Here is a 15,810-nt window from a genome sequence, read left to right on the forward strand (position 1 = left end):
TATGTTAAGTATCATTATACCAGTACAAAAAATAAAAAAGACAATAAATCCTAGATATTTTTATAAAAAAGTATTTGGAATCAAAGAAACTATTGATTCAATTAGAAAAACTATAGATGTTGAATTTGAATTAATAATTATAATTAACGATTCTGAGAATGTAGAGCTAATTGAATATATTAAAAATGAAACAATAGTTTCAAAGTATGCAGTTATATCGAAAAATATTGGTGTAAGTAGATCTTGGAATATAGGAGCACATTTAGCAGAGGGTAAATATTTGTGTTTTTGCAATGATGATGTTGAATTTCAATATTCTTCGTTTAAAAATCTATTGAGTACATTTAGTCATCATGATAAAGTTGGTCAGATTGGACCTCAAGGAACAAAATGGTTACGAGACAAACCTGGGGAATATTTAGTTAGTAATCAAATTATGGAAGCTGATGCAATAGCTGGATACTTTTTCATTGTTCCCACAACTGTGTTTCATGAGGTCGGGGGATTTGATAATTTTTATACACCCGCTGGATGCGAGGAAATTGATATGTCTTTTGCTATAAGAAACAAGGGATATAAATGCTTAATAGTTCCAAATACTGGTATCATTCATCATGGCAATCATGGAATTAGTTCTAGAAATGCAATTATCAAATATTTTGATAAAGAAATTAACACTTTAGAGTTGGATAAAAGAAATAAAGCCTATTTTGTAAAAAAATGGTATAGAGATGAATAATGAATATTACAGTCTTGACAGACCCGAGGTATTTGATATGATAATAAATAATCCAAATTCAATCGTTGAATTTGGCTGTGGATTTGGGGAATTAGGCAAGAAAATTAAAAGTACATGGGCATGTAATTTAATAGGTGTAGAATTAAATCCTGTTGCAAAAAATTATTTATTAAATTATTATGATTCATATTATATTGATAATATTGAAAACTTTAATATAGAAAAATTAAATCAATCTTTTGATTGCTTTATATATGCCGATATTTTAGAGCATTTACGAAATCCTGAAGAAATTTTAATGTTTCATCTTAATTTTTTAAAAAAGAATGGTCAAGTTATAATTAGTATCCCAAATATTAGGAATCTTAAAATAATTTATGATTTATTCATTAAGGGAGAATGGAAATATTTAGACTCTGGAATATTAGATAGAACGCATTATAAATTCTTTACTCGTAAATCAATTCTTGACATGCTTAATAATGTTGGTTTGAAGGTTGAGAAAATTTCAAGTAATAAGGATAAATTTAGATTCCCTAAGAATATTGTTTCTTACATACCTTCGGTTATTATACCTGATTTACAAGTTTGTCAATGGATTATTCGAGCAAGAAAATTATGAGTAAGAAGAAATATTTTATTTTTAGTGCTAGTAAAATTTTTATTTTACAAATTATTAGTAGAGCTATTTCATTTTGGGTATTTATTTATTTAGCTAGAATACTTGGTGTAGATAGTTTTGGAAACTTTAATTATATACTTTCACTTTGTGCTTTGCTTTCTCTATTTATCGATTTTGGTACTAATCAATTAGTAGTTAAAATTATAGCTGAGGACACCGATAGTAAAAGTTTATTGGCTTTTATTTTAATTAATGTATCAATTTTAAAATTGCTTCAATTCATTTTTGGTTTAATTTTTATTGTTTTATTAGATTCTAAGTTAATGGTTTATAACTTTTCAATTTTTAATTTTATATTCTTATATACTTTTTTTGAGGGGGTTGGCCAGATTTGTATTAGCGTACTTAATGGACGAAGGCAATTTCTTAAGGCTAATTTATTTCTTTTCTCATATGAGATTCTACGATCATTTCTAATATTGTCATCTCTATTTTTAATAAAAAAAATAAATTATATTCCATTTATTTATGTTTTCTGTGCATTTGTATACGCTTTCATTTTGTTAAATAAAATACTTAATGAATATAATTTATCTTTTCATTTATATGATAATAAGCTTGAAGTAATAAAAAAATATTTCAATCGAAAAAATTTGTTTAATTATTATAAATCATCTTTTTATTTTTTCTTATCAGCTATTGCTTATCAATTGTATTTCCGAGTTGATATTATTTTGATGAAACACTTATCGACCGAACATGAACTTGGTTTATACAGTACAGCATATAAGTTTTTTGATGTATTTCTATTTATACCAGCAATTATTTCTGGTATGATATTCCCAATGGTGGTTCAATTTTATACTAAAAATTCTATTTTAAAACTACAATCATTTATTACTGAAATTCAAATTACTTCTTGTATCTTATTATCTTTTATACCTGTTTTTATTATTTTTTTTAGTGATTCTATTATTAAATTTTTTTTTGGTTATAGTTATGATGGTTCTATTAAGGTATTACAACTGATTTTTTTAACTTCTTATATTTATTTATATAATTTGGTGTATCCTATACTTTTTAATGCAACGGGAAATGAAAAATTAGGATTGTATATTTATGCAATTGGTTTTGGTTTCAATTTTATTTTGAATTATTTTTTTATTCCTCAATATGGGGGGATAAGTGCTGCAATAATAACTTTATTATCGGAACTATTGGTAACTAGTTTATACGTTTTTTTTACAAAAATTAGATTTAATTTCCCAATTAATGTTAAAGCTATTGTATTTCTAATTATTCCAGTATTATTTTCACTAGTAAAAATAATAGATTTTAAATTTGAGTGGTCGGTTTATAAGTCTACAGTTTATTTTATTATCTTCATTTTTATTTCAATTGTTATTTTTTACAAGCATTTTTATCAAATTTTAAAATTATTGAAAAAAAATGCGTTTTAAAAAGATTTTAAGAAATATTACTGTCTTAATTTTTATTATAATTATTTTATTTGGAGAAGGATTTAAGATTAAAATATTAAATTTAAATATAAACCTATCTTCTATTATTTTATTGTTTGCATTTTTAATTTTTATAGCTTCTAATCCTAAATTTTATTTTTCAATTTTAGATAAACTTTTAATTTTCTTATTTTTCTTTACAATATATTTCAGTTTTTTTGGACTAATAAGAGGGAATCATCCAAATGATATTTTAGAGGATGCCTATCCAATACTTATTTTCATTTTTCTTTTTTTTCTTTTTCGAAATTTTAATATTGAGGATAGTTATTTCATTTGGGAAGCGATTTTAATAATAAGTTTAATAGCATGTTTTAAGATTATCTTAATTAATTTTGTATCATATGACGTTGATTGGTCTAATGCTTGGCAAGCAACTAAGGAACCAATCCCATTCACTAATGCAAATCGAATAATTCTACGTGGTGGTGATCTGTTTTTTTCTTTTTCTTTTGTAACTTTTTTATTAATATTTTTATATTTTAAAATAATTAATAAAATTTATATTATTCCTTTTATTCTCCTACTTTTTTCGGTTTTTATTTCGTTATCTCGAAGTAGCTATTTAGCTATTGCAATTGCTATTATTATTGTTTTGATATTTTATTCTCGATATTTTATTAAAAATCGATTAATCAAGTTGTTTTTTATTTTAATTACTTTATTTTTTTTATTGTTCCCTTTTATTAATATATTTAACCTTGCATCAAATATATTTGAGCAAAGAACTTCTGCTTTTGATAACAATAATATTTCTATTGAATTTCGAAATGAAGAAAGAGATATTATTTTTAATAAATCTAAACCATTTTATTATTTTGGTAATGGATTAGGAAGTTATTATTATTTAGCTTATTCAGGAAGCGAAAAAAGTGACGACAGGAGTATTTACTCCCATGATTTTAATGCTTGGTTTATTTTTAAAATGGGCCTTTTGAGCCTAATTATAATTTATTTAATTATGGTTATATCCTTTCTTAATTTCCATAAAATTTTAAAAGTGAATAATCAAGAAGGTAGAGATAATAATATAATATTATTTATAATTAGTTTGCAAGCTGCATTTGTTATTTTTTTTGTTGTATCTATTTTTGCCAATAAAGTTAATACTTCTTCCGGTTCCATTTTTTTTGCTTTTTATGCTGCTAATTCTTTAAATGTTTTTAAAAATGAAAATTGCTATTGATTTAAAAAACTGTTCTTTATATGGAAGAGGGATAACTATGTTTATAACAAATTTTTTGTCTGATTACAACAGTGTATATAAGGAGAGGAATGATGTTTTATTATTGGCCCCAGATTTTAATTTTATTACTCCTGCTAATAAATCAGTATTTGATAACTATGATAAACTTCCAACACATTCTATTAATAAAGCCAGTAAAATTTCAAAGGTTTTATATGATCAATTTCATTTAAATAATTTTTTGAATAAACTTAAACCTGATATTTTTTTTTCACCTTACTTTGATTTACCTTATCTATATGATGGTCTAACTATCACCACTATACATGATTTATCAATTTTATTTTTAAAAAATAGCTATTCCTATTTTTTTTATAAATATTATGAGATATTGTTACGAAAATCAATAAAAGTATCTTCTAAAATTTTAACTGTATCTGAATTTTCTAAAAATGAGATTCTTAATAGTTTTCCAAAATTAAGTAATGATAACGTTATTGTAATTTATAATAAATCTAGTCAATCAATTATTAATTTTTCAATTAATCCAATAACTTATTTTGAAAAATATTTTGAAAAATATTGTTCCTTTAATTTACCCCAAAACTTTGTTTTATATACAGGTGGTTTTGAAAATAGGAAAAATATTGATCTTTTGATTAATGGTTATTTAAATGCTACTAAGCAATGTTCCTCAATTCCACCATTGGTTTTGACTGGTGTTACAAAAAAGGCATTTTCTGAATTCAGACTAATGGAATTTAAAAATAATAATTTGATTTTTCTCGATTACGTTTCTGAAGAACTTTTGCCGTTGTTTTATGCTAATGCTGATTTAATTGTTAATACCTCACGATATGAGGGATTTGGTATACCTATTTTAGATGCATTGACAACGAGAAGACCTATTCTTTGTTCTAATTTATCAGTATATAAAGAAATTGCAAAAGACCTTCCAATTTACTTTGAGAATGATGATATTAATGACTTTATTAATAAATTAGTTTCGTTTTTCTATGGGAAACTTCCATATCCTGATTTAGATCAATATTATGAACGATCAAAGTTTTTCAATAATACTTGTAATAAAGAAGCAATTTTAAATACTTTCAATATTTCGATATGATAAATAATCCAGCTGTATCTGTTTTAATTACAGTTTATAATGATGAAAAAAATATTTCACTTGCTATTAAAAGTATACAAGAACAAACTTTTCAAGATTTTGAAATTGTTGTTATTAATGACGGCTCTACTGATAATACCCAATTGATTGTAGAAAAAATTCAAAATATAGATAATCGTATTGTTTTAATTAACCAAAATAATCAAGGAACGACAAAAGCTGCAAATAACGGTTTGCAAATTTGTAAAGGTAAGTATATAGCTAGGCTTGATTCTGATGATTTTTCTTATCCTCACAGGTTGCAATTTGAATTTAATTATTTAGAATCTCATCCAAATGTAGTTTTAATTGGCGGTGGAAGCCATATTGTTGATAAAGATGGTAATATTATTGGACAAAGAAATATAAAAACTACTAATCCTGCTAAAACTTTATTTCATAGATGTATATTTCAACAAAGTGATGTCATGTATAGAAAGAATGCTGTTTTATCAATTGGAGGATATAGGGAAAAATTCAAAAATGCACAAGACTACGATCTATGGTTGCGTTTATCAGCAATTGGTGAAATTGCAAAGGTTCAAGAAATTTTTGGAGTTTGGCGTTTAAATCCGGGTGGTTATACCCTTTCTCGCAAAATTGAACAACGAAAAGAAATTAAATTAATTAAAAAAATGGCCTTTTTAAGAAAACAGAATATAAATGATGGTTATGATAAATATTTACCAAATAATCCGGTTATAGCACATAGAAATGATATTTCAGATGATGATTATAATTTTTGGATTGTACAGTCTTTATTAAAAGATGGGCGAAAGAAAGAAGCAAGGTCATTGATTTTTTCAAAATTTAACAATAATATGTTAATTAAAAAGTACATTTTATTGGTAGTTACTTATTTTCCTGATTTTATTTTAACATCTATAAATAAAATTCGTGAATTCTATTTAAATAATATACAATAGTATGAAACGAAATATTGCAATTATCTTAGAAGCAACATTAGGTGGTACCAGAAAGCATGTTGTAGATCTATTGTATAATCTGCCTCTCGATAATTTTAATATTCATTTTATTTATTCTAAAGAAAGAGCGGATAATGACTTTTTATGTAATATAGAAAATTTGAGAAAAACTGGAATAGTTTTATGCGAAATAAAAATGAATTCTAATATATTAAGTTTTAAAAACTTTTTTTCTTTATTTAAAGTTAGAAGATATATAAAGTCAAATAAAATTCAAATTTTACATTTACATGGCGCTATTGCAGCTGGGATTGGTAGATTATCTGCAATTTTGGTACCATCAGTTGAAACAATTATTTATACACCTCATGGTGGTGTTTTTCATAAAATGCATGGTTTCAAAGGTTATTTTTATTATATAATTGAAAAAATATTAATTAGTAAAAAGCTATTTTTCATTGCTGTTTCCAATTCACAAAAACATGAAATAATAAACAAATTACATATTGCTAATGAAAAAATTTTTTTAATCCATAATGGTATTAGCATTCCTTCTTTTATTTTTGATGAATCTAAAAAAGATGATATTTTAAATGATCTTAACTGTAATATTCCAAATCCATTAGTAATATTATATCCAGCACTTTTTTTAGAGGCTAAGGGGCATATCGAATTTTTTTTATCTTTAAAAAACTCTAAAAAATTAATAAACACAAATGTTATTTTTTTATTAGCAGGGGACGGACCTTTGTTGGAACAAACAAAAGAAATAGTTGGTAAAATAAGTTACCTGAAGGAAAAAATTATTTTTCTTGGTTTTACAACTCAAATGAATATATATTATCAACTCTGCGATATTGTAATTCTTCCATCAAAAGGCGAAGCTTTTGGTTATGTTGCTTTGGAGAGTTTCCAATATAAGAAGCCTATTTTTTCCACAAGAGTTGGAGGTTTATTAGATTTAATAAATGATGGGATAGATGGTAAGTTTTTTTCAGTAGATAAAATTGACGATTTTATTGATGATATTAATTATTATACTGAACACAAAAATGAACTTAAGATATTTGGTGAAAATGGATTTTTAAAATTACAATCTAAATTCAGCCTTCAACATATGGTCGATAAAACTGTAGCCATTTATGAAATAAATCGTTGATTGAAAATTATTCTCAATTCAAATTTATTTGCTCTTATTATCTTTTTTCCTACATTTGCTTACCCCCCAATTGAAAAATGTTTATTTCACGGATATAAACGTTTAAATGTATACTTATGCTGCAAACATTTTTAAGAAGAAGGGAAACGGCTGTTATTGCATTGGAAGGGGAGGTTCGGGATGAAGCCTCAGAATTGTATTACAAGGCGGAGATGGTAAATAACAGTTTTGCCAAGCGTTTTTTTGATGTAGTATTTACTTCAATTTTGTTTCTACTCGTTTTTTCCTGGCTATTTCCTATTATTATTTTGTTAATAAAATGTACATCTAACGGGCCTGTTTTCTTTCAACAGCAGCGTAATGGGGTAAACAATACTACTTTTACCTGTTATAAATTTAGAACCATGTTTGCCAATTGCCCCAATGTAGATGAGCAGGGTAATTATTTACAGGCCAAAGCAGCAGATCCGCGGGTAACAATGGTGGGTAAATTTTTGCGCAAAACCAGTTTAGATGAGCTGCCGCAGTTTTGGAATGTATTAATGGGGAACATGTCCATAATTGGCCCCCGGCCGCACCCTGTTGCGTTAAATGAAGTTTCAGAAGGGGTAATAGAAAATTATGCTTTGCGTTATTTGGTAAAACCCGGCGTTACCGGTTGGGCGCAGGTTTCGGGATATCGTGGGCCCACCCAATCTGCCAATGCCATGCAGGGCAGGGTAAACCATGATATTTGGTATATACAAAATTGGAGCCTGTGGTTAGATGCTAAAATTATATTCCTAACCCTTAAAACCGCTTTTTGGGGAGATAAGAATGCGGTATAAAGGACGCTTTCTATAAAAAAATAATTCTTCACCACCCGGCATTTGCCGGGTTTTTTTGTGGGCGAAGGAAATTGTATGATTAATCAAATTATTTTTTGTTCCCTTTCTTTTTGCCATCGCAACAAAGTTCAATAAGGGCAGCATACTAGGCATATAGCCTAATTGTCAGGATTAAAAAGGTTGCCAATTTGTTCACTAAAAGAACTACCGTTTCTATCAGTATTGTTTTTTCTTGACATAGTTTACTTATTTAAAATTGTCCGTAATTCTGTTTCTATCTTCATTTTCCTTATCGTTTTTATGATACAATTCAATGAAAGTGATTTTTTGTTCGTCAGAAAAGTGAGCATAAATCAATCTCAAACCTGAATTTACTCCTCTACCTTTTAATGCTTTACAAGCAATTTTTTTAACCTTTATGATACACGTTTCTAAACCCAAATTATCAATACGAAAACTAAACGGTGGTCTTTCATCGGGTGTAATCTCCAACACTTTTTTAACCACGCCTAAATCTTCATTTAGCGTTCTATATTTTTTCAAAAGGTTTTTCAAGTCCTTTTTAAATTCAGTTAATTCATCAAAGGTCATTGTTCTTCAATTTCATCTCCGTAGTTTCTTACAGAGAAAGGGGCATCTCTATAAAAAGCTAATTCATAATTTATTTCTTCTCCTTCTTTTGAAGCCAGCCAAGGCATATCCTTATGAGAATAGTTGCTGATAGCAGCAGCAGACCAATCACTAAACTGTTCGATAACTTTATCAATCACTTCTTTTTCTGCTCCATTTATGGTTTTCAAATCAGCTGAAACCAAAGGGATATATCGTGTCTGAATTTTATCAAAATACGGAACCTTAATTCGTTCAATTTCTCCATTTTCAATCATTTGGTTGATGATTGTATCTAACTTTTGTGGCACAGGACCAAAGGGCAACTTTCGATATTTAGCACCTGTTAAATGTTCCTCATACAATTCATAATAGTTAAAGTCGGCGAAATAAAGCAGTTTGTAAAGAACAGTTTCGCCAACATTGGGTTTACCTGCACAACGCTCAAGTATATACAACAAAACGTTTTTAAACTTATTGACTTGTAGCGTTGGCACCGAAATACGTTCTTCTTCTTTCTTTGCCTTTTTTTCTTCTTTGACAAAAACCTCCTGGCTTGCAGAAAAATCTTTAGACATAAAATCATCCAATGAGAACCCTAAAACTTGCGATAGTTTTTGCAGTTCCAGAACATCAATACTTCTGTTTCCTAACTCAATCTGAGCCAATGACGGACGGGAAATCTTGATATTTTTAGCCAAATCTTCCTGAGACAAGCCCTTCATTTTACGGAGTTCGGCTATCCTCTGACCAATTTGCTTTTGTAACAATTTTATGTTCATATCAATTATGTATGCGTTTCGTTGTTTAACGGAACAAAGATAAAAATTGTTTCATTACAAAACAAATATTTGTTCTAAATAAAAACATTTGTTTAAATTGACAAAATGAAAACCCAACGCATTTGCAAACACATTGCCAAAGCCCCACAAGCCAACACGCAGACCAAAGCTTTGTCAAGAGCTTGCAAAGTCAACCCAACGAAAAATTGGTTTTAAAAAATTCCCCAACCCTCCAAAAAAGTAAGCCTCCCATCCCCTATAACCAATGTTGGTCGCCCTTAGACACTTTAAAGCCAGACTTGATAATTTCTTTCGAACTTTTTATATCAGTACCATGAAAGCCCTCTAATGTTTTATTTCCCATAGAGTAAAAATAAATAATGACTATCAACTAAAAAAACATGGCAATAGATTAGGCCGGATTGTTATTTCAAAGTTTTGGGATGTATGTATCTGCTGCGCTTGAGGTTCACTCATTTTTAGGAACGGATGACACGAATGAACACGAATAAAAAAATCTACGTGCCTATTTCATTGTGTTGCAGGCAGGTACATGGAGGGTACGCCTTATAATTTGACAGTTCCATTAAAAAAGGTAAATTTGATGTATGAAAGTTATGACGCTACAAATACCAGACAATGTGGATTTGGATAATACGCAAATGGCTATGCTGGTTGCCGGCCAACTTTATGAACAGGGAAAATTATCGCTTGGGCAAGCCGCTGAACTTGCAGGCCTTACAAAAAGCACTTTTGCAGAACTATTAGGCAGGTATAATGTTTCAATTTTCAATTATCCTGCCAACCACCTTCCAAGAGATGTTGCCAATGCATAGAACAATTATTGCTGACACAAGTTGTTTCATTATATTTTCCAAAATTGATGAACTTGAACTTTTGCACAAAGTTTATGGGCAAATAACCACTACTGTTGATATTGCGATGGAATATGGGGGCATTGCTTCCGGAATGGGTAGAAATAGTGGAAGTGAAAGATAAATCAAAACAACAAATTTTAGAATTACAAATAGACAAAGGGGAATCCAGTGCTATAGCCTTAGCGTTGGAAATACCCGATAGTGCCATTGTTTTGGATGATATTAAAGTCCGAAATATTGCAGATAAACTTGGCTTGAACTATACGGTACAATTGGTATTGTTGTGAAAGCAAAGCTGAAAGGAATCATTCCAAGTATAAAACCCATTATGGCTAAAATAAGGCAAACAGATTTTCGATTATCTGCGGAAATTGAGTTGCAGGCATTGCTACTGGCTAATGAATAGTTACAATGGGTGGTCTTTGGGTGGTTGTGTAACGAGTGGTTGGTAAGCTTTCAATTTTATATGTCGCCAATGGTTCTCCAGGAGGCAACTTGTAACTGATCGGTGATCATTGTACTTTCTTCTCCTGCATAGATTAACATCTTTTGCGCATGGGGATGATGTTTATCCCAGTAATGTAAACCACGCAGCATGCCGGTATCCCATTTTTTACTTCCTTTTATTTCAATGGCCATATCAATGCCATTTTTTTCGAATACTATATCTATTTCATTGCCTGTACTATCTCTATAAAAGTGTAGGTTATCGGGGAATCCTTCATTGAGTCGGTTTTTTTTAATTTCCGAAATTACCCAGTTTTCCACAATAGCACCATAAGAGGGATGTTGATGGAGTTGCGTTGTCGTTTTTATGTTTAATAAATAACACAAAAGCCCGGTATCATAAAAATACAGTTTAGGGCTTTTAATAATGCGTTTGCCGGTATTGTTATGCCAGGGTGGTAATAGGTATATAATAAAACTGGTTTCTAATAAACCTAACCAGGATTGAATGGTTTTGTTATCTACCCCAATAGCCGATGCAAAGGTTTCGCGGTTTAATAATTGTCCGGCATGCGCTGCACATAAATATATTAGTTTAGTAAATGCGGCTAAGTTGCCAATGTTTTTTAATAATCGCACATCTCTTTGTACATAGGTTTGCAAATAAGAAGCCAGCCAAATATGGGGCTGCAATTGTTCATGCCATATTTCAGGATAACCACCGGTTAAAATAAGTTGTTGTAGGGTATGTTTTTTTTGTTTGAATGCATGGGTTTGTGATAACTCAGCATAGCTTAATGGCAGTAAAGTTAAATAGCCTGTTCTTCCTGCCAGCGATTGAGACATCTGTTCCTGTAATAAAAAATGATTAGAACCTGTTAGTATAAACTGGCCGCGAGACTGGTTATTGTCTAAAATTTCCTGTAAATACCTGAATAGCACAGGCAATCGTTGTACTTCATCAAAAATTGCACCGTTGGTATAATTTTGTAAAAATGCAGCCGGATTTTCTTCGGCTTTTGCCTGTGTATCGGGATTTTCAAAATTTACATAAGGCTGCTTTTTAAAAAGCATTTTGCTTAATGTTGTTTTACCGCTTTGCCGGGGCCCTGTAATGCAAACTGCTCTAAATTGTGATAAATACAATTGCGCCTGCGGTAAAATAGCCCTTGGTATCATGGATTCCATTTTTGCAAAAATATGTAAATTTGGAATTGGATTCCATTTTTGCAAAAAAATGCAAATTTGGAATTGGATCACTAATTGTTAACCACGAATAGCACAAATGAACACGTATGAAAAACCTTCGGGTATTTGTGGCACAGGTATTTTGTGGTTTTTGGGTGCTGGTTTTTGGGTATTAGTCATTGGGTGGTTGGGTTGCTGTGTTCATCCATTGTTAGCCACAATAACCCTTCGTGCATTCGTGGTAGCCAATAGTTGAATGCTAATCATTTTTAAAGATAGTTTGTCATGTCAAATAAATGCCTAATTTTATTTCCTGAAATTTTAGAATGTAAACGCAATCTATCGGCATACTTTCTGGACATAAAAATTGGTATTCTGATAAAACATGAAAAATTACATTAAAACAGATGGGTTTGACAACGTAATTGAGCTTCAGTTGAATGTGTTAGTACTTCAACAGGGTGATTACTATGTTGCATACTGCCCTTCTTTAAATCTTTCTTCTTACGGCGATACTATTGATGATGCTAAAGTTGGTTTTGATGAAGTAATGGAAGCATACCTTGAAGAATGTAAAGAAAATGGTACACTACATGATGATTTAGTTAAAAATGGATGGACTTTTAATATTCACAACCACAAAAAAGCCGAACCTCCTGCCATGGTTGAGCTAAATATTCCAGCCGGAGTATTAAGACAACAATTCAATGAAAACTGGAGCGTTCCAGTTTGTTAGAGACATGGGTGTAAAACAAATCATCGCTACTCATAAATTCATTGCATGGTTAGAAAGTTTGGGTTTGAAATATGAACGAACCAAAGCATCTCATGACCATTATAATTATCCCAAAGGCCATCCTAAGAGGTTAATAAGAACCATTACCATAAGAACAAAATATAAGGAGATTCCCATTTTGCATATTCATACAAATCTCAAAACCTTAGGTATTTCTAAAGAACAGTTTGAGAAAGAAATCCAAAATTTCTAATCCAAAATAATAATTTACTTAGCACATCAGGAATTGATAAAGTGGTACGAGCTAAGCCACTCCATTTTTAGCCAAATAGCCAAGCATCTAAAATCCTTCGTGCATTCGTGGCAACTAATAAAAGTGTTGGGTGGCACGCAAAGCCAGCAAAGGTTGCTCGCCAAGGGCGCAAAGGGGAGCATACATAGGAAGATGGGTGGGATATAGTTTTCTGAAATAAAGGTGTTTGTGGAGAAACTTCGGGTGCTCGAGTAAGAACAATACATGGGGCGTAATGCAGCTTGTTGCTTCCGCAAATGGATATCCGTTAGGCACCTATCAGGGTAATCATTAAATCCTATAAATCCTATAAATCATAGTTCAGACCCTATTCGTGCATTCGTGGCAACTAATAAAAGTGTTGGGTGGCACGCAAAGCCAGCAAAGGTTGCTCGCCAAGGGCGCAAAGGGGAGCATACATAGGAAGATGGGTGGGATATAGTTTTCTGAAATAAAGGTGTTTGTGGAGAAACTTCGGGTGCCCGAGTAAGAACAATACATGGGGCGTAATGCAGCTTGTTGCTTCCGCAAATGGATATCCGTTAGGCACCTATCAGGGTAATCATTAAATCCTATAAATCCTATAAATCATAGTTCAGACCCTATTCGTGCATTCGTGGCAACTAATAAAAGTGTTGGGTGGCACGCAAAGCCAGCAAAGGTTGCTCGCCAAGGGTGCAAAGGAATAGGGTAAACAGATGTTGGGTTATTCATTTCAAAATACAAAATTCGTGTATCCATGGTTACTTATAAGCTTACAGGTAGAAACTCACCCAAAAGAACCATTTTTGCTTAGGCTGTAACTTCTTTTCATTAAGCACGTTTTAATACAAAATCAATCAAACAATGGCCAAGTCGTTGCTGCAATTATTGGTATTAATGGTGATAGGCATAGCCTGTTTATGGGTTATGAAACAATGGGAAACCGGTAAGCAGTGCCCACAATGCAATATTCCTGTGCAACAACCTGCCGGTCAACCTACACCTGACCATTATTTTCGGGAGCCTGCCAATAAATTTAATATTGCCGCCTATTTTTAATATTGCCAATAGTAGGATAGATAAAACGCAAAATTTTTTTATTTACCTGTAACTTTTTTACCACCAGCACGTTTCACTTAAAAGCAGCCTATTACTGTTTATGACTGAAAAAATGTATAACCAATGTGTAAACGAATATGCAGACAATGTATATCGGTTTATATGGAAGAATTTGCGTCATGAAGCAGATGCAAAGGACATTGTTCAGTCTGCCTTCGAGAAACTATGGGTCAACAGGGCGCAGGTGCAGGAAGGAAAAGAAAAATCGTATTTGTTTACCATTGCTTACCACCAGATGATTGACCATATCCGCAAAAACAAGCGCATAGATTTACAGGAAGATTTTGGAGAAGAAGCCATAGGCAACATAAAACAACCCAATGCCATGGGGCATCAAAATTTAATGGCGGCATTGGAACAATTGAATGAATTGCAAAAAAGTTTGGTGATGCTGAAAGATTATGAAGGGTATAGTTACCAGGAAATAGGCGAGATAACCGGATTAAATGAAAGTCAGGTGAAAGTGTACCTGCACAGAGCCCGTATAACCCTGCGGAATTATTTAGTAAGCCCTGAAAATGTGATGTGATATGATGGAAATCAACCGCAATAATATTGAATCCTGGCTGATTCGCTATGTAGATGGCGAATTATCGGCCATAGAAAGACTGGCGGTAGAAAACTATCTGGTATTGAATTCGGATTTAGCAGCAGAGCTCAAAGCTTTACAACAGGCTAAATTACCACCGGAGGCAGTATTATATCCTTATAAAACTGCTTTACTGAAACGCCTGAAAACCCATTTTGAGGAAGCAGAACTATTGAATTTTATAGATGGGGAATCAGGCAGCCATACAGCCGCCGCCATTCAGGAAGCCATGTTGGATGATGCAGCATTAGCTGAACAGATAGCGGTATTACAAGCAGCAAAATTACCCGATGAAAAAATAGTGTTTGCCGCAAAAGCTGCTTTATACCGCCACGAGAAAAAACCGGTAGTGGTACTTTGGCAACGCATGATGGCCGCCGCCGTACTTTTGGCAGTAGGAATATTGCTTTGGCAAATAGCACCGCCGGTACAACAAAAAAAGTTGGAGCAGGTTAAAGAAACCGTGGCTTTGCAAAACAATAAGCCTAATGATGCAGCGCCTGTTAAAGCGGAACCTTTACAATTGGAAGTAGCCATGCCACACAAAAAAGCATTGCAGCAAAATACTGAGGTATTGGCCGCTGTAAAAGAAAAATCAACAGCACCCAAAACAAGTGCTATGCAAACTGTAACCAATAACCATACTACTGAAACGGATACCACATTAGCAGTGGAGCAGCCTTCAATGCACCATGTAAATACCGGTACCGTAAGTGCGCCGGCTACAATGGTTACCATGCCTGCCACAACAATTATTACAAACCAGGCAGTAACTACAAATGTAATGGCTGCAAAAACACCTGAAAATGATTTGGAAAGAAATACAACAGTGGCTGCACAACCAGTGGTATACAGGTTATTGGAGACAGATAATGATAACAATGGTTCGGTTTACATTAATAACATACCTATTAACAAAAATAAAGTAAACGGCATTTTACAAAAAGCAGGCGGTTTATTACATACCCTACGTTCGCAGGAAACAGGCGTTCAGGAAAAATTAACCGCAACAGCAAAATTACGTTAATAATTAAAATTGAAATG

The 15,810-nt window shown here is 31.5% G+C and carries 18 protein-coding genes and 1 pseudogene; 16 read left to right on the forward strand and 3 right to left on the reverse strand.

Features of this window, described 5'->3' with window-relative positions:
- The first annotated feature begins 1 nt into the window (after nt 1).
- The 8 genes from AC3QLY_RS06570 to AC3QLY_RS06605 all read left to right on the forward strand — a co-directional run bounded on the left by AC3QLY_RS06570 (nt 2) and on the right by AC3QLY_RS06605 (nt 8,144).
- Nucleotides 2-739, forward strand: coding sequence for a glycosyltransferase family 2 protein (locus AC3QLY_RS06570; RefSeq protein ID WP_492991031.1), 738 nt, complete (start codon nt 2-4; stop codon nt 737-739).
- Nucleotides 732-1,361 (forward strand): class I SAM-dependent methyltransferase, encoded by a 630-nt coding sequence (locus tag AC3QLY_RS06575; RefSeq protein WP_492991033.1) that lies wholly within the window; start codon nt 732-734, stop codon nt 1,359-1,361. The genes AC3QLY_RS06570 and AC3QLY_RS06575 overlap by 8 nt, the downstream gene beginning before the upstream one ends.
- Nucleotides 1,358-2,821: an oligosaccharide flippase family protein gene (locus AC3QLY_RS06580; protein WP_492991035.1), complete on the forward strand. Its 1,464-nt coding sequence runs from the start codon at nt 1,358-1,360 to the stop codon at nt 2,819-2,821. The genes AC3QLY_RS06575 and AC3QLY_RS06580 overlap by 4 nt, the downstream gene beginning before the upstream one ends.
- Nucleotides 2,811-4,067, forward strand: a complete 1,257-nt coding sequence (locus tag AC3QLY_RS06585; protein ID WP_492991037.1) for an O-antigen ligase family protein — start codon at nt 2,811-2,813, stop codon at nt 4,065-4,067. Before AC3QLY_RS06580 ends, AC3QLY_RS06585 begins: the two co-directional genes overlap by 11 nt.
- Nucleotides 4,051-5,193: a glycosyltransferase family 4 protein gene (locus AC3QLY_RS06590; protein WP_492991039.1), complete on the forward strand. Its 1,143-nt coding sequence runs from the start codon at nt 4,051-4,053 to the stop codon at nt 5,191-5,193. The genes AC3QLY_RS06585 and AC3QLY_RS06590 overlap by 17 nt, the downstream gene beginning before the upstream one ends.
- On the forward strand, nt 5,190-6,158 hold the full coding sequence (locus AC3QLY_RS06595; RefSeq protein ID WP_492991041.1) for a glycosyltransferase family 2 protein: 969 nt from the start codon (nt 5,190-5,192) through the stop codon (nt 6,156-6,158). The genes AC3QLY_RS06590 and AC3QLY_RS06595 overlap by 4 nt, the downstream gene beginning before the upstream one ends.
- A 1-nt stretch (nt 6,159) precedes the next feature.
- Complete coding sequence (locus AC3QLY_RS06600) at nt 6,160-7,317, forward strand: glycosyltransferase family 4 protein (RefSeq protein ID WP_492991043.1); 1,158 nt, start codon at nt 6,160-6,162, stop codon at nt 7,315-7,317.
- A gap of 116 nt (nt 7,318-7,433) precedes the next feature.
- On the forward strand, nt 7,434-8,144 hold the full coding sequence (locus AC3QLY_RS06605; RefSeq protein WP_492991045.1) for a sugar transferase: 711 nt from the start codon (nt 7,434-7,436) through the stop codon (nt 8,142-8,144).
- Between the two features lie 246 nt (nt 8,145-8,390).
- Here the strand turns inward: AC3QLY_RS06605 and AC3QLY_RS06610 are convergent, their stop codons facing one another.
- Together AC3QLY_RS06610 and AC3QLY_RS06615 are read right to left on the reverse strand one after the other, a co-directional pair.
- Nucleotides 8,391-8,735, reverse strand: a complete 345-nt coding sequence (locus AC3QLY_RS06610; RefSeq protein WP_074418069.1) for a hypothetical protein — start codon at nt 8,733-8,735, stop codon at nt 8,391-8,393.
- Complete coding sequence (locus AC3QLY_RS06615) at nt 8,732-9,535, reverse strand: type II toxin-antitoxin system antitoxin SocA domain-containing protein (protein ID WP_074418068.1); 804 nt, start codon at nt 9,533-9,535, stop codon at nt 8,732-8,734. The genes AC3QLY_RS06610 and AC3QLY_RS06615 overlap by 4 nt, the downstream gene beginning before the upstream one ends.
- Nucleotides 9,536-10,152: 617 nt before the next feature.
- Between AC3QLY_RS06615 and AC3QLY_RS06620 the strand changes: the two genes are divergently transcribed.
- The 3 genes and pseudogenes from AC3QLY_RS06620 (at nt 10,153) to AC3QLY_RS06630 (ending at nt 10,819) form a co-directional block, all read left to right on the forward strand.
- Nucleotides 10,153-10,371 (forward strand): UPF0175 family protein, encoded by a 219-nt coding sequence (locus tag AC3QLY_RS06620; RefSeq protein ID WP_492991049.1) that lies wholly within the window; start codon nt 10,153-10,155, stop codon nt 10,369-10,371.
- A complete protein-coding gene (locus AC3QLY_RS06625) occupies nt 10,364-10,534 on the forward strand; it encodes a PIN domain-containing protein (protein WP_492991051.1) in 171 nt (56 codons plus the stop codon). Before AC3QLY_RS06620 ends, AC3QLY_RS06625 begins: the two co-directional genes overlap by 8 nt.
- A pseudogene (locus tag AC3QLY_RS06630) lies at nt 10,485-10,819 on the forward strand (PIN domain-containing protein). Before AC3QLY_RS06625 ends, AC3QLY_RS06630 begins: the two are co-directional and overlap by 50 nt.
- A 56-nt stretch (nt 10,820-10,875) precedes the next feature.
- Here the strand turns inward: AC3QLY_RS06630 and AC3QLY_RS06635 are convergent.
- On the reverse strand, nt 10,876-12,039 hold the full coding sequence (locus AC3QLY_RS06635; RefSeq protein ID WP_074418078.1) for an ATP-binding protein: 1,164 nt from the start codon (nt 12,037-12,039) through the stop codon (nt 10,876-10,878).
- 394 nt (nt 12,040-12,433) lie between these two features.
- Between AC3QLY_RS06635 and AC3QLY_RS06640 the strand changes: the two genes are divergently transcribed.
- The 5 genes from AC3QLY_RS06640 (at nt 12,434) to AC3QLY_RS06660 (ending at nt 15,793) form a co-directional block, all read left to right on the forward strand.
- Nucleotides 12,434-12,784 carry a type II toxin-antitoxin system HicB family antitoxin gene (locus tag AC3QLY_RS06640; protein ID WP_074419065.1) on the forward strand — a complete coding sequence of 117 codons (351 nt, stop codon included), beginning with the start codon at nt 12,434-12,436 and terminating at the stop codon, nt 12,782-12,784.
- 4 nt (nt 12,785-12,788) lie between these two features.
- Nucleotides 12,789-13,037, forward strand: coding sequence for a hypothetical protein (locus tag AC3QLY_RS06645; protein WP_074419066.1), 249 nt, complete (start codon nt 12,789-12,791; stop codon nt 13,035-13,037).
- An 885-nt stretch (nt 13,038-13,922) separates the two neighbouring features.
- On the forward strand, nt 13,923-14,117 hold the full coding sequence (locus AC3QLY_RS06650) for a hypothetical protein (RefSeq protein ID WP_074418064.1): 195 nt from the start codon (nt 13,923-13,925) through the stop codon (nt 14,115-14,117).
- Between the two features lie 100 nt (nt 14,118-14,217).
- Nucleotides 14,218-14,706: an RNA polymerase sigma factor gene (locus AC3QLY_RS06655; RefSeq protein WP_074418063.1), complete on the forward strand. Its 489-nt coding sequence runs from the start codon at nt 14,218-14,220 to the stop codon at nt 14,704-14,706.
- A gap of 1 nt (nt 14,707) precedes the next feature.
- Nucleotides 14,708-15,793: a hypothetical protein gene (locus AC3QLY_RS06660; RefSeq protein WP_074418062.1), complete on the forward strand. Its 1,086-nt coding sequence runs from the start codon at nt 14,708-14,710 to the stop codon at nt 15,791-15,793.
- Nucleotides 15,794-15,810: the final 17 nt, after the last annotated feature.

This window comes from Hydrotalea sp. GW822-HT8A01 (assembly GCF_058798575.1).

What these genes read in the sequence shown, in the direction of transcription:
- AC3QLY_RS06660 (WP_074418062.1), top strand. Translation starts at nt 14,708, where the DNA reads ATGATGGAAATCAACCGCAATAATATTGAATCCTGGCTGATTCGCTAT.
- AC3QLY_RS06625 (WP_492991051.1), top strand. Translation starts at nt 10,364, where the DNA reads ATGCATAGAACAATTATTGCTGACACAAGTTGTTTCATTATATTTTCC.
- AC3QLY_RS06605 (WP_492991045.1), top strand. Translation starts at nt 7,434, where the DNA reads ATGCTGCAAACATTTTTAAGAAGAAGGGAAACGGCTGTTATTGCATTG.
- AC3QLY_RS06610 (WP_074418069.1), bottom strand. Translation starts at nt 8,735, where the DNA reads ATGACCTTTGATGAATTAACTGAATTTAAAAAGGACTTGAAAAACCTT.
- AC3QLY_RS06650 (WP_074418064.1), top strand. Translation starts at nt 13,923, where the DNA reads ATGGCCAAGTCGTTGCTGCAATTATTGGTATTAATGGTGATAGGCATA.
- AC3QLY_RS06615 (WP_074418068.1), bottom strand. Translation starts at nt 9,535, where the DNA reads ATGAACATAAAATTGTTACAAAAGCAAATTGGTCAGAGGATAGCCGAA.
- AC3QLY_RS06645 (WP_074419066.1), top strand. Translation starts at nt 12,789, where the DNA reads ATGGGTGTAAAACAAATCATCGCTACTCATAAATTCATTGCATGGTTA.
- AC3QLY_RS06590 (WP_492991039.1), top strand. Translation starts at nt 4,051, where the DNA reads ATGAAAATTGCTATTGATTTAAAAAACTGTTCTTTATATGGAAGAGGG.
- AC3QLY_RS06585 (WP_492991037.1), top strand. Translation starts at nt 2,811, where the DNA reads ATGCGTTTTAAAAAGATTTTAAGAAATATTACTGTCTTAATTTTTATT.
- AC3QLY_RS06595 (WP_492991041.1), top strand. Translation starts at nt 5,190, where the DNA reads ATGATAAATAATCCAGCTGTATCTGTTTTAATTACAGTTTATAATGAT.
- AC3QLY_RS06580 (WP_492991035.1), top strand. Translation starts at nt 1,358, where the DNA reads ATGAGTAAGAAGAAATATTTTATTTTTAGTGCTAGTAAAATTTTTATT.
- AC3QLY_RS06570 (WP_492991031.1), top strand. Translation starts at nt 2, where the DNA reads ATGTTAAGTATCATTATACCAGTACAAAAAATAAAAAAGACAATAAAT.
- AC3QLY_RS06635 (WP_074418078.1), bottom strand. Translation starts at nt 12,039, where the DNA reads ATGATACCAAGGGCTATTTTACCGCAGGCGCAATTGTATTTATCACAA.
- AC3QLY_RS06620 (WP_492991049.1), top strand. Translation starts at nt 10,153, where the DNA reads ATGACGCTACAAATACCAGACAATGTGGATTTGGATAATACGCAAATG.
- AC3QLY_RS06600 (WP_492991043.1), top strand. Translation starts at nt 6,160, where the DNA reads ATGAAACGAAATATTGCAATTATCTTAGAAGCAACATTAGGTGGTACC.
- AC3QLY_RS06575 (WP_492991033.1), top strand. Translation starts at nt 732, where the DNA reads ATGAATAATGAATATTACAGTCTTGACAGACCCGAGGTATTTGATATG.
- AC3QLY_RS06655 (WP_074418063.1), top strand. Translation starts at nt 14,218, where the DNA reads ATGACTGAAAAAATGTATAACCAATGTGTAAACGAATATGCAGACAAT.
- AC3QLY_RS06640 (WP_074419065.1), top strand. Translation starts at nt 12,434, where the DNA reads ATGAAAAATTACATTAAAACAGATGGGTTTGACAACGTAATTGAGCTT.